The 16051-nt window shown below is 74.9% G+C and carries 2 protein-coding genes and 2 pseudogenes; all 4 read right to left on the reverse strand.

Features of this window, described 5'->3' with window-relative positions; genetic code table 11:
- On the reverse strand, positions 1-3498 hold a 3498-nt coding region (locus ND747_RS12700), incomplete at its 3' end, for a beta-ketoacyl synthase N-terminal-like domain-containing protein (RefSeq protein WP_308204616.1).
- A 30-nt stretch (positions 3499-3528) separates the two neighbouring features.
- The gene (locus tag ND747_RS30090) at positions 3529-11715 is read right to left on the reverse strand and encodes an SDR family NAD(P)-dependent oxidoreductase (protein ID WP_374216217.1); all 8187 of its coding nucleotides are present in this window, start codon (positions 11713-11715) and stop codon (positions 3529-3531) included.
- A gap of 97 nt (positions 11716-11812) precedes the next feature.
- A pseudogene (locus ND747_RS30095) lies at positions 11813-12046 on the reverse strand (hypothetical protein); the annotation flags it as partial.
- Between the two features lie 165 nt (positions 12047-12211).
- Positions 12212-16051, reverse strand: a pseudogene (locus ND747_RS30100) (acyltransferase domain-containing protein); the annotation flags it as partial.

Raw genomic sequence — 16051 nt, forward strand, 5'->3', positions numbered from 1 at the left:
ATTATTTAGTAACCTCAGCGCCGCGCACCGCACCCCCGAGACCCCGCCCGCGGGCCCCGCCCACCCCCCCCCGGCCCCCCGGGGCCGGGCCGCATCGACGCAGGCGACCACCGTGGCGACGCGGCCGGTAGCGGCCAGCGCGGTAGCCGCCGCGACGGCGCTGGCGTGCCGTTCGCCCGCCACGCTCGCGCCCGGCGCGCCTAGGACGCCGGCGAGCGGGGCGAGCAGCACCACCGTCTCGGGAGCGGTCTCGAGGGCCAGGTCGCCCGCCGGGGCGTCCGTGCCGTCGACGAGCGCCGTCACCCCGGGCTCCGCCAGCGCCGCCGCGAGCCCGGCGACGTCGACCCTGCGTGCCGTCGCGCCCTGCTCGGTGAGCCAGTCGGCGATCAGGTCGACGGCGCCGCCCTGTCCGGCCACCACGACCACGCCCGAGGGATCCCACTCCCGGCCGCCCGACGGGACGGCCCTCAACACCCTGGCCTGGGCGCCGCCGGGACGCAGCCGCAGATGGTCGGCGTCGGGACCAGTCGCCAGAGCCGCGACGAGCTGCTCCTCGGCCCGCGGGCCGAGGCCGTCTGGTGCGTCGAGAGTGCCGCGCCAGGCCGTCGGCCAGGTCCAGCCAAACGCCCGCGCCCGGCCCTGGGCCGCCGCGTCGCCGGTGAGCTGCCAGACCGGGCCGAATCCCGACTCCAGCAGCGGTACCGGGTCGCCACCGAGGGCGAGGAGACCTGCGACCGGCTCGGTTCCCGGGCCGTCCGCGATCTCGGTGGTCGCGCCGTGCCTGGTGAGCAGCTCGGCGAGGGAGCGGGCGGACTCGGCCTCGGCCCCGTCCGCGACGATCCGCCAGGTGCCGGCCAGCCGCGGAGCGCGGGGCAGGTCGACGACCCGGACGGTCTCCTGGAGCAGGTGTGGCTCGGGCCCACGCCGGGTGGGTTTGAGCCAGAAGTGACGGTGGTGGAACGGATAGGTGGGAAGGTCTGTGGCCTGACCGTGCGGGTAGTAGCCGGACCAGTCGAGCGCGTGCCCGCGGGCCCACGTGCGCGCCGCGGCCACGGCCACAGTGACCGGCTCGTCGTGGTTCCTGCGCAGCGTGGGTATGGCGTCGATCAGGGCGGACAGGGAGCCGTCGGTTCCGATCTCCAGCCACGTCGTGGCGTCCGCGGCCGCGATGGCGTCCTGGAACCGGACGGGCTCCCGGACCTGGGCGGCCCAGTAGTCGATGGTGCCCATCTCGGCGGGCTGCCCGGTGACGGTGGAGATGACGGTGGTGTGCGGACTGGCGAAGGTGAGGTCGGCGAGCTGGGCGCGAAACTCGCCGAGCATGGGGTCCATGAGGGCCGAGTGGAACGCGTGGCTGACGGCGAGTCGCCGGTGTTTCGCCCCGGTGGCACGGGCGACGGCCAGGGTTGGCTCCGTGGGCCCGGCGATGACGACGGAGCGTGGACCGTTGACGGCCGCGATGGTGACGCCGTCGGTCAGGTGAGCGGCGACATCGCGCTCGCTCGCGTGCAGGGCGACCATCGCGCCGCCCGGCGGGAGTCGCTGCATCAGCTGGCCTCGGGTGGTCACGAGGCGGGCGGCGTCCGGGAGGGGAAGCACACCGGCGGCATGGGCGGCAGCGATCTCGCCTACGGAGTGCCCCACCAGGACATGCGGCCGGACTCCCCAGGACTGGAGCAGCCGGTGGAGAGCGACCTGGACGGCGAACAGCGCCGGCTGGGTCAGCCCGGTGTGGTCGAGGTCCTTGCCGGTGGTGATGGCGGTGCGCACGGCGGGGTCCAGCAGGGCGCAAACCTCGTCGAATGCCTTCGCGAACGCGGGAAAGTGCTGGTAGAGGCCATGTCCCATGCCGGTCCGCTGGGTGCCCTGCCCGGCGAAGGCGAAGCCGAGCACGCCCGGTCGAGCGGCGTCCGTGACGAGGGTGTCACCGACGACGACGGCGCGTTCGTCGAACACCGCGCGGGACCGGGCCAGGGAGAAGCCGATGTCGGCTGGATCGGCGCGCAGCGCGGAGATCTGCCTGGCCAGCGTCGCCGCGCCCTCGCGGGTCCGCGCGGAGACCGGCAGCGGGCAGACCGCCGGCCGCCACGGTGGATCGCCGATCGGCGCGGCGGCGGGCTCGGGCGCCTCCTCCAGGATGACGTGGGCGTTGGTGCCGCTGATGCCGAAGGAGGAGACCCCGGCCCGGCGGGGGCCCGCACCGGCCGGCCATGAGCGAGCCTCCTGAAGCAGCCGGACCGTCCCGGCCGACCAGTCGACGTGGGGCGTGGGTGCGTCGACGTGCAGTGTCCTGGGTAGCACGCCGTTCTGGAGCGCCCCCACCATCTTGATAACACCGGCGACACCCGCCGCGTGCTGGGCGTGCCCGATGTTCGACTTGACGGATCCCAGCCAGACCGGCCGGTCGCGGTCCCGGCCGTAGGTCGCGATGATCGCCTCCGCCTCAATCGGGTCGCCCAGCGTCGTGCCGGTGCCGTGGCCCTCCACCACGTCCACGTCGACCGGGCTCAGTCCGGCCTCCGCGAGCGCGGCCTCAATGACCCGCTGCTGGGCAGGGCCGTTGGGAGCGGTGAGCCCGTTGGACGCGCCGTCGGAGTTGACCGCGCTGCCGCGCATCACCGCGAGCACCCGGTGCCCGTTGCGGCGGGCGTCCGACAGCCGCTCGACCAGCAGCAGGCCCCCGCCCTCTCCCCACCCGACTCCGTCGGCCGCGGCGGCGAACGGCTTGCAGCGCCCGTCGGGAGCGATGCCACGCTGCCGGCTGAACTCCACGAACGTCCCGGGCGTCGACATGACCATCACGCCGCCCGCGAGGGCGAGGTCGCACTCGCCGGACCGCAACGACCGGGCTGCGAGGTGCAGCGCGACCAGCGACGAGGAGCAGGCGGTGTCCAGGGTGATCGCCGGGCCGGTGAGCCCGAGCTGGTAGGCGATGCGCCCGGAGGCGACGCTCACGGTGGCGCCGGTAAGCAAATGGCCTCCGACGTCCTCGGGCGCCTCCTGCGGCCGCGGGCCGTAGCCTTGGTCCGTCGCGCCGACGAACACCCCGGCCCGGGCGCCGCGCAACGAGCCGGGCTCGACGCCCGCGCGTTCCACCGCCTCCCATGCCAGCTCCAGCAGCAGCCGCTGCTGCGGGTCCATCGCGAGCGCCTCACGGGGGGACAGCCCGAAGAACTCCGCGTCGAACCCGGCGGCCTCGTACAGGAAGCCGCCCTCGCGGGCGTAGGACGTGCCGGGATGGTCTGGGTCTGGGTGGTAGAGGGCCGCCAGGTCCCAGCCACGGTCGGTGGGCAGCCCGGAGACGACGTCCGTGCCCTCGGCGACCACTCGCCACAGGTCCTCCGGCCCACGCACGCCGCCGGGGAAGCGGCAGGCCATGCCCACGATGGCGATCGGCTCGCTCGCGCGCTCCTGCGCCTGACGCAGTTGGAGGCGTGCGTCGCGCGCGTCGGCGATCGCGCGTCTGAGGTACTCCCGCAGCTTCGGCTCGTCTGCCACTTCAGCTCCTTCCTCGTGAGCCCGTGAGGGTCATGCCTGCTCGTCGACGAGCGCGAAGAGCTCGTCGTCGGTGGCGCTGTCCAGGTCCACCCCGGCACCGTCGACCGGGTCCGGGCCGCACAGCGCGAGCAGCCGGCGCAGCCGCTCGGCGAGGTCCACCGGCCGCTCTGTGTCGCCGCGCAGCACGCGCTCGATCCGGTCCAGGTCGGCGAGCACCCCGTCCGGCCCCGGCGGGGCCGCCGGCCCCGGCGCGGCCTCGACGGCCAGGCGCGACCGGAGATGGGCCATGAGCTCGGTGGGGGTGGGGTGGTCGAACACGACGCCCGCCGTCAGCCGCAGACCGGTGGCCGCGGCGAGCCGGTTACGCAGATCCAGGGCGGTGAGGGAGTCAAAGCCGAGATCCCGGAACGCGCGGTCGAGACTGAGCGCGGTCTCGCCGCCCCCGCCAAGCACGGCGGCCACCTGGGTGCGCACCAGATCGTCGATCGCGGCCAGCTGGTCGGGCTCCGAGAGCCTGGCGAGGCGGTCAGCGAACGTGGCGGCCGCCGTCGCGCCCGCACCGCCGGACGACGCCGGCCGGCGACGCTCCGGGCGACTGACGAGGCCCCGCAGCAGCGCGGGCAGCGCCGTGCCCTGGGCCCGCAGCGCCGCCCGGTCCAGCCGGACGGGAGCGACCACCGCCAGTCCCGTGGCCAGGCTCTGGTCCAGCAGGGCCATGCCCTGCGCGGACTCCAGCGCCAGGATGCCGTCACGTGCCATCCTGGCGAGGTCAGTCTCGGACAGGTGCCCGGTCATGCCGCTGGCCGCGGCCCACAGGCCCCAGGCCAGGGCGACGCCGGGCAGCCCCTGGGACTGGCGAAGCTCCGCCAGCCCGTCCAGGAAGCCATTGGCGGCCGCGTAGTTCGCCTGTCCCGCCGCGCCGAGCAGCCCGGCGTAGGAGGAGAAGAGGACGAACGCGGACAGGTCCAGGTGCGCCGTCAGGTCGTGCAGGTGCCAGGCCGCGGCCACCTTGGGAGCCAGCACGGTGTCCAGCTGCCGCGGCGTCAGCTCGCCGAACAGCGCGTCGTCGAGCACGCCGGCGGTGTGGAAGACCGCGGTGAGCGGGTGCTCCTCGCCGACGCTGTCAAGCAGCCGGGCCAGCGCGGCCCGGTCGGCCACGTCACAGGCCTCGACGCGGACGCGGGCTCCCAGCGCGGCTAGGTCCTCGGCCAGCGCGGCTGCGCCCGGCGCGGCCAGCCCCCGGCGGCTGACCAGCAGCAGATCCCGCACACCGTGCGCGGTGACCAGGTGACGAGCCGTCAGCCCGCCGAGCGCGCCGGTCGCGCCGGTGACAAGCACCGTGCCGCCGGGTGCGAGCGGCGTGGGCACGGTCAGCACGATCTTGCCGACGGCGCGGGCCTGCTGGAGCACCCGGAAGGCCTCCGGGGCGCGGCGCACATCCCAGGTCGTGACCGGCAGCGGTTCGAGAGCGCCGGCCGCGAACAGGTCGATCACCAGCGCGAGGATCTCGGCCAGCCGGCCCGGCCGGGCGCCCTCGGCTGCTGGCTCGGTGACCGCGAGCGCGGTCAGGTCGTACGGCTCGTACTCGATGCCCGGGTGGGCGGCGAGGACCTCCGCCCGGTCCCGGATGTCCGTCTTGCCCATCTCCAGGAACCGGCCGCCGTCGGCGAGCAGGTCCAGCGAGACGTCGATGAACTCGCCCGCGAGCGAGTTCAGCACGACGTCGACCCCGTTGCCGCCGGTGGCGGCGCGGAACCGCTCGCCGAACTCGAGGGTGCGCGAGCTGGCGATGTGGTCGTCGTCGAGGCCCAGCGCGCGCAGGGTGTCCCATTTGCCGGGGCTGGCGGTGCCGAACACCTCCGCGCCCAGGTGGGTGGCGAGCTGCACCGCGGCGATACCGACCCCGCCGGCGGCGGCGTGCACCAGCACCCGGTCCCCGGGCCGCACCCGGCCCAGGTCGACGAGGCCGTAGTACGCCGTGAGGAACACCACGGGCACCGTGGCCGCGCGGGCGTAGGACCAGTCGTCCGGCATCCCGGCCAGCAGCCGCCGGTCGGCGACGGCCACCGGTGCGAAGGCCCCGTCGAAGTACCCGAACACCCGGTCACCGGGGGCCAGGTCGCATACCTCGGAGCCGACGGCCAGCACCCGGCCCGCGCCCTCGGCGCCCATCAAAGCGTTGCGCTGGTCGACGAGGCCGAGCGCGATGAGAACGTCCCGGAAGTTCAGGCCGCCCGCCCGTACCGCGACCCTGACCTGGGTCGGGCCCAGCGGCGCCAGCACTGCGGGCGCGGGCTCGAAGGCGAGGCTGTCGAGGGTGCCGGGGCGGGTCACCACCATCCGGTTCTCCCGGCCGGACAGCGGCACGAGGTCGGTGGCGGCGTCCACGAGGCGAGGCGCGCTCCACCCGCCCCACCTGCGCGCCACCTGCGGCTCGCCGGACGCCTGCAGGGCGCCGAGCAGGTCGTCGGGGAGGCCGTCCGCCACCAGGTCGGGGAGGTCCACGAGGACCAAGCGGTCGGGGTTCTCGGTCTGCGCGGTCCGCACGAGGCCCCACACGGCGGTGGCCACCGGGTCGTCGCCGCGGGGCCCCGCGCCCGTCGTCACCACGATCAGCCGGGCCGCCGCCGCGTGGTCGGCGGCGAGCCACGCCCGCACCGCGCCCACTACCCCAAGGAGGGTGGCGCGGACGTCGGCTGGCACGTCGCCGGTGGCGGCGGCCCGCACCGTGAGCACCTCGGTGCCCGCCGCGGGCGGGGCCGCGGGGGGCAACTCGACAGGCACCCAGCCGACCCGATGGAGCGAGTCGCTGCGGACGGTCGCGGCGGCCGGGCGCAGCACGACCTCGTCCACCGTCACCACGGGCGCACCGGCGGCATCGGCGGCGGCAAGGCTGGCCACCGTGGTCTCGCCGGACGTCGAGATAGTCAGTCGCGCCCGCAGGGTGGACGCTCCGGTGGCGTGGATCCGGACCCCGGCCAGCGCGAACGGCAACCCGGCGGGCCGCTCGGCGACCACCCCGGGCAGCAGCGGGTGCAACACGGCGTCGAGCAGCGCCGGGTGCAGAAGGAAGCGCTCGGCGTCGGCGGCGGGCACGGCGGCCTCCGCGTACACGTCGTCGCCGTCGGCCCAGACGGCGCGCAGGCCGCGGAACGCCGGGCCGTAGGAGTATCCCCGCTCGGCGAGCCGGTCGTGGACACCGTCGAGGTCGACCGGCTCGGCGCCGGCCGGCGGCCAGACCTCCGGCGGCGGCTCGGGTGTCGGGCCCGCCGGGGCCAGCGTGCCCACGGCGTGCAGCGTCCATGGCGCGTCCTCCCCCGCGCGGCCGTGCACGGTCAGCTCCCGGGACCCCTCGCCGGAGGGCGTGCCGAGGCGGATCTGGACCCGGACGGCGCCGCGCGCGGGCAGGGCCAGCGGCGCCGTGACGGTCAGCTCGCGCAGTTCTGGGCAGCCGACCTCGTCGCCGGCGCGCAACGCCAGCTCGACCAGCGCGGTGGCCGCCAGCAGGACCGTTCCGGACACGGCGTGGTCGGCCAGCCAGGGGCTGGTCGCGGTCGAGAGGCTGCCGGCGAGCAGCACGCCGCCGTCGGGCAGCGCGGTCACGGCGCCGAGCAGCGGGTGAGTGGCCGGGTCGAGGCCGGCGGCGGCCACCGCGCCGGCCGACGCGCGGGTCAGCCAGTAGCGCTCGCGCTGGAACGGGTAGGTGGGCAGATCGACCGACCGACCGCCGGGGAACGTTGCCGCCAGGTCGACCTGGACACCAGCAGTGTAGAGCCGCGCCGCCCCGGCGACGACCTGATCGAGTCCGCCCTGGTCACGGCGCAGAGAGCCGACGACCAGCGCGTCCGGGGCCGTCTCGGTGATCCCGACGGCCAGTACCGGATTCGGGCTGAGCTCGACGAACACGCCGTGCCCATCGGCGGTCAGCTCGGTGACCGCCTGGTCGAACAGCACGGTGTTCCGCAGGTTCCGGTACCAGTAGTCGGCCCCCATCGGCTCGGCGACGGGCCTGCCGGTGACCGTCGAGTACACCGGTATCTCCGGCTCGGTGGGCCGGATCCCGGCCAGGACCGCCATCAGCGGTTCACGCAGCCGCTCGACGTGCGCGCTGTGCGAGGCGTAGTCCACGTTGACGACGCGGGAGCGCACACCCACGGCCTGATACTCGGCGTGCAGGTCGGCCACGGCATCGGGGTCACCGGAGACGACGGTGGAGCTCGGGCCGTTGAGCGCGGCGATCGAGAGCCGGCCGGACCAGGCGCCGAGTCGGCTGGCGACGGCGTCGGCGCCCAGCGGCACCGCCAGCATTCCCCCGTGGCCGGCGAGGTCGAGCAGGGCCCGACTGCGCAGTGCCACCGCGGCCGCGCCGTCCGCGAGGCTCAGCGCGCCGGCCACGACCGCGGCGGCGATCTCGCCCTGCGAGTGCCCGACCACGGCGTCCGGGCGCAGCCCGAACGAACGCCACAGCCGCGCCATCGACACCATCACCGCCCACAGCGCGGGCTGCACGACGTCGACCCGGTCGAGCGGGAGGTTCGGGTCGGTGACGGAGAAGTCAACGTAGGGGGCCAGCGCGGCGTCGCACGCGCGCATCGCCTCGGCGAACACCGCCGACTGGGCCATCAGGGCGCTCGCCATCCCCGGCCACTGGGCACCCTGCCCCGGGAAGACGAACACCACGCGGCCGCGGTCGCCCGCGGACCCAGCGACCACAGCGTCGCCGGGGTCCGCCCCGCTCGCCAGCGCCCGTAGGGCGGTCTCGTGGTCGCGGAGCACGACGGCGCGAGCGGGCAGGTGGGCGCGGGTCGCCGCCAGCGACCAGCCGAGGTCGGCGGTCGGCTCCGCGTCGACGAGCAGGTCCGCGAGCTGGCCGGCCCTGGCCCGCAGCCCCGTCGGTGTGGCACCCGAGAGCACCAGCGGCATGGCCGCCGGGGGGCCCGCGGGCTCCCGCGCGGGCTCGGGCTCACCGGCCTCGAGCACAACATGGGCGTTGGTGCCGCTGATGCCGAACGAGGAGACCGCCGCGCGGCGTGGGCGGCCGGTCCGCGGCCACTCCCGGCCCTCGGTGAGCAGCTCCACCGCGCCGGAGGACCAGTCGACGAACGGCGAGGGCTCCGAGACGTGCAGCGTGGGCGGCAGCAGGCCGTGGCGCATCGCCTCGACCATCTTGATGACACCGCCCGCCCCGGCCGCCGCCTGGGTGTGGCCCACGTTGGACTTCAGCGACCCCAGATACAGCGGCTCGGCCCGGTTCCCGCCGTAGGTCGCGAGCAGCGCCTCGGCCTCGATCGGGTCGCCGAGCCGGGTGCCTGTGCCGTGCGCCTCGACGGCGTCGACCTCGGCGGGGTCGAGGCCGCCGTCGGCGAGAGCGGCGCGGATGACCTCCCGCTGCGACCGCCCGTTGGGCGCGGTCAGGCCGTTGGACGCGCCGTCGGAGTTGACCGCCGTACCGCGCACCAGCGCCAGCACGGGATGGCCGTTACGGCGCGCGTCGGACAGCCGCTCCAACAGCAGGACGCCCGCGCCCTCGCCCCAACCGGTGCCGTCGGCGTCCGCGGAGAACGACCTGCACCGCCCGTCCGGCGACAGCCCACGCTGCCGGCTGAACTCGACGAACGTGCCCGGTGTGGACATGACGGTGACCCCGCCCGCGAGCGCCAGCGAGCACTCGCCCGCGCGCAGCGACCGGACCGCGAGGTGGGTCGCGACGAGCGACGAGGAGCAGGCCGTGTCCACGGTGAGCGTGGGGCCGGTCGTGCCGAGTACGTAGGCGACGCGCCCGCTGAGCACGCTCCCGGTGTTGCCGGTCAGCAGGATGCCCTCCAGCTCACTGGGCATGGCGCCGACCGGCGGTGCGTAGTCGTGGTACATCTGGCCGGCGAACACCGCCGTGTCCGTGCCGCGCAGCGACGCCGGGTCGATGCGCGCCCGCTCCACCGCCTCCCACACGGTCTCCAGCAGCACGCGCTGCTGGGGGTCCATGGCCAGCGCCTCGCGGGGCGAGATGCCGAAAAAGCCCGCGTCGAACTCGTCGGCGTGATGCAGGAAGCCGCCCTGGGCCGCGTAGCTGTAGCCGGCGCGATCCGGGTCCGGGTCGTGCAGGTCCTCCGGCCAGCCGCGGTTGGCCGGGAAGCCGGAGATGGCATCGACCCCCTGGGTCACCAGCCGCCACAGCTCGTCGGGCGTGCTGACGTCGCCGGGGTACCGGCAGGCCATGCCGACGATGGCGATCGGTTCGTCGGTCCGCGTCCTCCGGGTGGTGGTGTCCTCGTCCCGAGGCGTACCGGCCAGCTCCAGCAGGTGGTCGGCGAGCTCGTCGACCGACGGGTGGTCGAAGACAACGGTGGCGGCCAGGCGCAGCCCGACCGCGGTGACGAGCCGGTTGCGGACCTCGACGGACGTCAGCGAGTCCACGCCCAGGTCCTTCAGCGGGACGCCAGCGGCGATCGCCGAGTGGTCGGCATGGCCGAGCGCGGCGGCCACTTGGGCGCGCACCAGCTCGACCAGGGCCGCGCGGGACCACCCGGAGACGGCCGGAGCCGTCGCCGACGGGCGCGCCCGCACCACGCCTCGCAGCGCGGGCGGCACGGCGGGACCAGCCTCGGCAAGGGCGGCAGTGTCGAGCAGCATCGGGACGAGCAATGGGCTGGGAAGGCCGAGGGCGCGGTCGAAGAGCGCGAGCCCGTCGGCATGCCGGAGCGGGGCCACCCCGCCGCGCGCCATACGGGCCAGATCGGCGGCGCCCAGCGAGTCGGCCATGCCGCCCTCCGGCGCCCACAGGCCCCACGCCAGCGCGGTCGCGGGCAGTCCGAGCGCGTGGCGGTGGGCGGCGAGCCCGTCGAGGAACGCGTTGGCGGCGGCGTAGTTTGCCTGGCCGGCCGCACCGATCTGCTGGGAGATCGACGAATAGAGCACGAACGCCGCGAGGTCGGCGTCCCTGGTCAGCCGGTGCAGGTGCCAGGCGGCGTCGACCTTGGGGCGCAGCACGGCGTGCAGGCGCCGTGACGTCAGATCCGCGACGACCCCGTCGTCGAGGATGCCCGCCGCGTGCACGACCGCGGTGAGCGGGAGCTCTGCGGGCACGAGGCTCAGCGCGGCGGCGAGCTGCTCCGGGTCGGCGGCGTCGGCCGCCGCCCAGACGACGGTGGCGCCGAGACCGGCCAGCTCGTCGGCGAGCGCGGCGGCGCCGGGGGCGTCCGCGCCACGCCTGCTGAGCAGCAGCAGACCGCGCGTTCCGAGGTCACGGACCAGGTGGCGCGCCAGGCCGCTGCCGAGAGCGCCACTCGCCCCGGTGACCAGGACGGTGCCGTCGCCGAGGTGGACGGGCGCACTGGGCGCCGCGTCGTCGCGGCGCAGGCGAGGCACGGTCAGCTGGCCGTCCCGCAGGCGCACCTCTGGCTCGTCGAGGACCACGACGGCGGCCAGGTCGGCCGCGGTCGGTGGGGTGTCGTGACGCAGGAGGACGAACCGGCCGGGGTGCTCGGTGCGGGCCGACCGCACCAGACCGGCGGCGACCTCGATCGCCGGCGGCGCGCCGTCCGGCGCGGTGAACACGACGACGGTGCTGTCGGGCCCGTCGTCGCCAGCGAGGGCGGCGCGCACCACCGCGAGCACCCGCTCGGCGACCTCGTGCGCGGCCGCGGCCTGATCGGGACCCTCGGCGTGCAGCTCCTCTACGGCGAACGGCCGGTGCGCCAGCGTCGGCGCGGGCGCGGGCACCCACCCACGGGTGAGCACCTCGCCGGCCGCGGCGGCCTGAACGTCGAGGGGCCGCCATACCAGCGAACCGACCTCGGCGACGGGCGAGCCGTCGAGATCGACGGCCACGACCGACCCGCGGTCCGGCCCGGTCCACCGGTAGGTCACCCGCATCGACCTGGCGCCGGTCTCGTGGAGCCGTACCCCCGACCAGGTGTAGGGCAGGACGGCCGCACGGACGTCGTCGAGGACACCCGGCAACGCCGGATGCAGGGCGGCGTCGAGCAGTGCCGGGTGCAGCAGATACTCGTCGACGGGCTCGCCCGGGCGCAGCGCCAGCTCGGCGACCACCGCATCGGTGCCGCGCCACAGCCGGCGCAGCCCCTGGAAGGCCGGGCCGTACCGATAGCCGCGCGCAGCGAGCGAGTCGTAGACCCCCCGCCAGGTCGAGCTCGACCAGCTCGTCCACCTCGGCGGGAGCCGGCGCGACGGGGGAGCCGGCGTGCCGGGCGACGGCACCGACCGCGTGCCTGGTCCACTCGTCGGTCCCGGCTGGCCGGGCGTGGATGGCGATGGCCCGGAACCCGTCCGGCCCCGGTTCCGCCACGGCGACCTGGAGCTGGGTCGGGCGCTCGCCCAGCGTCAGCGGGACGGTCACGGTAAGGTCCTCGACCCACGGGCAGCCGCACTCGGCTCCGGCGCGCAGCGCCAGCTCGACGAAGGCGGCACCGGGCAGCAGGGCCCGGTCACCGATGACGTGGTCGGCGAGCCAGGGATGGCTTCGCAGCGAGATCCGCCCGGTCAGCAACAGGCTCGCGTCCTGCGCACGCTCGACGACCGTCGGCAGCATCCCGTGGCCCGTGCCGGCCACCCCGGCCGCGGTGAGGTCGCCGTGGCGCGTGCCGGTGTCGAGCCAGTAGTGCTGGTGGTCGAAGGGATAGGTGGGCAGGTCGGTGGTCTGGCCCTGGGGGTAGTGGCTCCTCCAGTCGACGTGGTGGCCGTTCGTCCAGAGGCGGGCGGCGGCGGTCAGGACACTGGTAGTCTCCTCGCCCGTGCGCCGCAGGGTGGGGATGCCGCCGGTGAGGGTGGACAGGGCGCCGTCGGGCCCGATCTCGACCCAGGTGGTGGCGGCGGCGGTGGTCACCGCTTCGTGGAAACGGACGGGTTCGCGGATGTGGCTGGCCCAGTAGTCCGGGCCGGTCAGGTCGGTGACCTGCCCGGTGACCGTCGAGACGATCGGGATCCGGGGCTGGTCGAACGTGAGGTCGGCGATCGCGGCGCGGAACTCCCCGAGGATCGGGTCCATCAGCGGGCTGTGGAACGCGTGGCTGACCGCAAGCAGCTTGAAGGCCGCGCCGACAGCCTCGGCGGTGCGCAGGGTGGCCTGTTCGGGACCGGCGAGGACGACGGCGTCAGGGCCGTTGAACGCGGCGATCGTCACCCCGTCACGCAGATGCGGGCTGATCTCGTCCTCTCGGGCGCGGATGGAGATCATGACAGCGCCGGCGGGAAGGGACTGCATCAACCGGCCCCGGGCACTGACCAGCCGGGCGGCGTCGCCCAGCGACAGCACCCCTGCGACGTGTGCGGCGGCGATCTCCCCGATCGAATGCCCGACCAGCACATCCGGACGGATACCCCACGACTCCAGCAGCCGACAGAGCGCGATCTGCACCGCGAACACCGCCGGTTGGGTGATCTCGGTCTCGTCCAGACGACGGCCCGACACAATCGCCGCACCGACCTCCGGATCCAACAGCCCGCACACCTCGTCGAACGCGGCCGCGAAAACCGGGAAATCCCGATACAAACCCTGGCCCATACCAGGACGCTGACTACCCTGACCCGAGAACACAAACCCGACCGTCCCCGAACCCGCGGTCCCCGTGACAACGGTGTCCCCCAACACCACCGCCCGCTCCGCGAACACCGCACGCCCCGAGGCCAGACTCCACCCGATATCAACCGGATCCGCGGAAAGAACCCGCACCTGATCGACGAGAACAGCCACACCCTCAGCCGTCCGCGCCGACACCGGAAACGGATACACAGGCCGCCGCGAATCCACGGAGCCACCCGGACCCGTCAGGCTGGACGCACCGGACCGGAATTCCCCGGAATCTTCGGGGGGTGCCTCCTCGATAATCACATGCGCGTTCGTGCCGCTGATCCCGAACGACGACACCCCCGCCCGCCGGGGACGATCCCCCGCCGGCCATGGACGGTCCTCGGCGAGCAACTCCACCGACCCGGCCGACCAGTCCACGAACCCAGACGGCTCACCTAGATGCAACGTGCGCGGAGCGACGCCATGACGCATCGCCTCCACCACCTTCATCACGCCAGCCACCCCAGCCGCGTGCTGCGTATGACCGAGGTTCGACTTGACCGACCCCAACCACACCGGTCGATCCCGACCACGCCCATAGGTCGCCAGCACCGCCTGCGCCTCGATCGGATCGCCCAGCCGCGTGCCCGTCCCATGCGCCTCGACCAGATCCACCTCCGCCGCGGATACCCCCGCGCTCGCCAGCGCCTGCCGAATCACCCGCTCCTGGGAAGGCCCGTTGGGGGCGGTCAGGCCGTTGGACGCGCCGTCCTGGTTCACCGCGGAGCCGCGTACCAGCGCCAGCACGCGGTGGCCGTTGCGCCGGGCGTCCGACAGCCGCTCGACCAGCAGCACGCCGACACCCTCGGCCCAGCCGGTACCGTCGGCATCGGCCGAGAACGCCCGGCACCGCCCGTCGGCGGACAGCCCGTTCTGGCGGCTGAACTCGACGAACATGCCCGGGGTGGACATGATCGTGACCCCGCTGGCCAGCGCCAGCGAGCACTCGCCCGCCCGCAGCGCGTTCATCGCCAGGTGCAGCGCCACTAGCGACGACGAGCACGCCGTGTCCACGGTGATCGCCGGGCCGGTGAGGCCGAGCGCGTAGGCCACCCGGCCTGACACGACGCTGGGGCTCACACCAGTCAGGACGTAGCCGCCGGCCTCCGAGCGCGTCTCGTGCATCCGTGGGCCGTAGTCGCCGAAGGTCGCGCCCGCGAACACGCCGACCCGCGTGCCGCGCAGCGAGGTCGGGGCGATCCCCGCCCGCTCCACCGCTTCCCACGAGGTCTCCAGCAGTAAGCGCTGCTGCGGGTCCAGGCCCAGTGCCTCGCGCGGAGAGATGCCGAAGAACGCGGCGTCGAAGCCGGCCACATCGTCGAGGAACCCGCCGGACGTGGTGTTGAGGACGCCCTGCGCACGCAGCTCGGCCACGGCCCAGCCACGGTCGGTGGGAAAGTCCGAGACCGCGTCCGCGCCGTCGGCGACCAGACGCCACAGATCCTCCGGCGACGCGACGCCCCCCGGGTAGCGGCATGCCATGCCCACGATGGCGATCGGCTCGTCCGGGTCAGGCGCGAGGTCCTGATCCTCAGCGGCGTCCGGCACCAGGTCGCCCGCCAGCCGGGCGGCGAGGTGGGTGCCGAGCGCCGCGGGCGTCGGGTGGTCGAACAGCAGCCCGCCGGGCAGGGTGAGCCCGGTGGCCTCGGCGAGCTCGTCGCGCAGCTCGACGGCTCGCAGCGAGTCGAACCCGAGGTCGTTGAAAGTGGCCGCGGAGTCGATGACCGCCGGAGACCGCTCCCCCAGCACCTTGCGGACCAGCGCCTCCACTTCGACGGCGGGGTGGGGCTGGTTCGCCGCCGGGCGACGGGCGCGACGCGCTCCGACCCAGTGCGGGGCTCGCTGGAAACGATAGGTCGGGAGGTCGACCACCCGGCCCGAGCCGCCCAGGACCGCCGGCCAGTCCACCGCGTGGCCCCTGGTCCAGAGCGTCCCCACCGCCGTGGTCAGCGACTCAGCCTCGTCGTGGCCCGGGCGCAACGCGGGCACCCCTCCGGTGAGCCCGGACAGCGAGCCGTCCGGGCCCAGCTCAAGCCACGTCCCGACGCGATGCTCGGCCGTGGCCGCCGTCACGGCGGCATGGAAGAGCACGGGCTCACGGATCTGCCGCACCCAGTGCTCCGGATCCGCGAGATCCACGGGCAGGCCGGTCCGGGTGGAGACGACGGGCGTCGACGCCGGATGGAAGGCGAGGCCCGCCAGCGCTTCCCGGAAGGGGTCCAGGATCGGGCCCATGAGCGGCGAGTGGAACGCGTGGCTCACCTCCAGCCCACGCACGCGCACCCCGGCGAGGCCGCCCAGCTCAGCGCCCACCGACCGCACCGCCTCGGCCGGCCCGGCGATCACCAGGGCGTCCGGCCCGTTGACCGCAGCGATGACGACGCCGTCGCGCAGCAGCGGCCGCACGACGTGCTCGGCGGCCCGCACCTGCGCCATCGCGCCGCCGCCGGGCAGCTCCTGCATCAACGCGCCGCGGGCGCACACCAGGCGCACGGCGTCCGGCAGGTCGAGCACGCCGGCGACATGGGCCGCGGCGATCTCGCCCACCGAGTGGCCGACGAGCACCGCTGGCCGCACGCCCCAGGACTCCAGCAGGCGGAACAGCGCGACCTCGACGGCGAACAGCGCGGGCTGGGTCAAGCCCGTCTGGTCGAGGCCCGCGCCGGAGGTGATGGCCCCCAGCAGGTCTGTCCCAGCCAGCGTGCAGACCTCATCGAAGACGGCGGCGAACACCGGGTAGGCCGCGCGCAGCCGCAGCCCCATCCCGGCCCGCTGGCTGCCCTGGCCGGCGAACACCATGCCAAGCGCCGCGTCCGCGGCGCGACCGCTGACCTCGCGGTCGCCGACGACCACGGTGCGGTACTCCAGCGCCGAGCGCGTCGTCGCGAGCGACCAGGCGACATCGGCCGGGTCCGCGGCCAGCTCGCGCAGCCCGCGCACGGCCTCGGTCCGCGCGGCGGACGACCG

The sequence above is a fragment of the Frankia sp. R82 genome (assembly GCF_023716925.1).
In the GTDB taxonomy this organism is placed as follows: domain Bacteria; phylum Actinomycetota; class Actinomycetes; order Frankiales; family Frankiaceae; genus Frankia.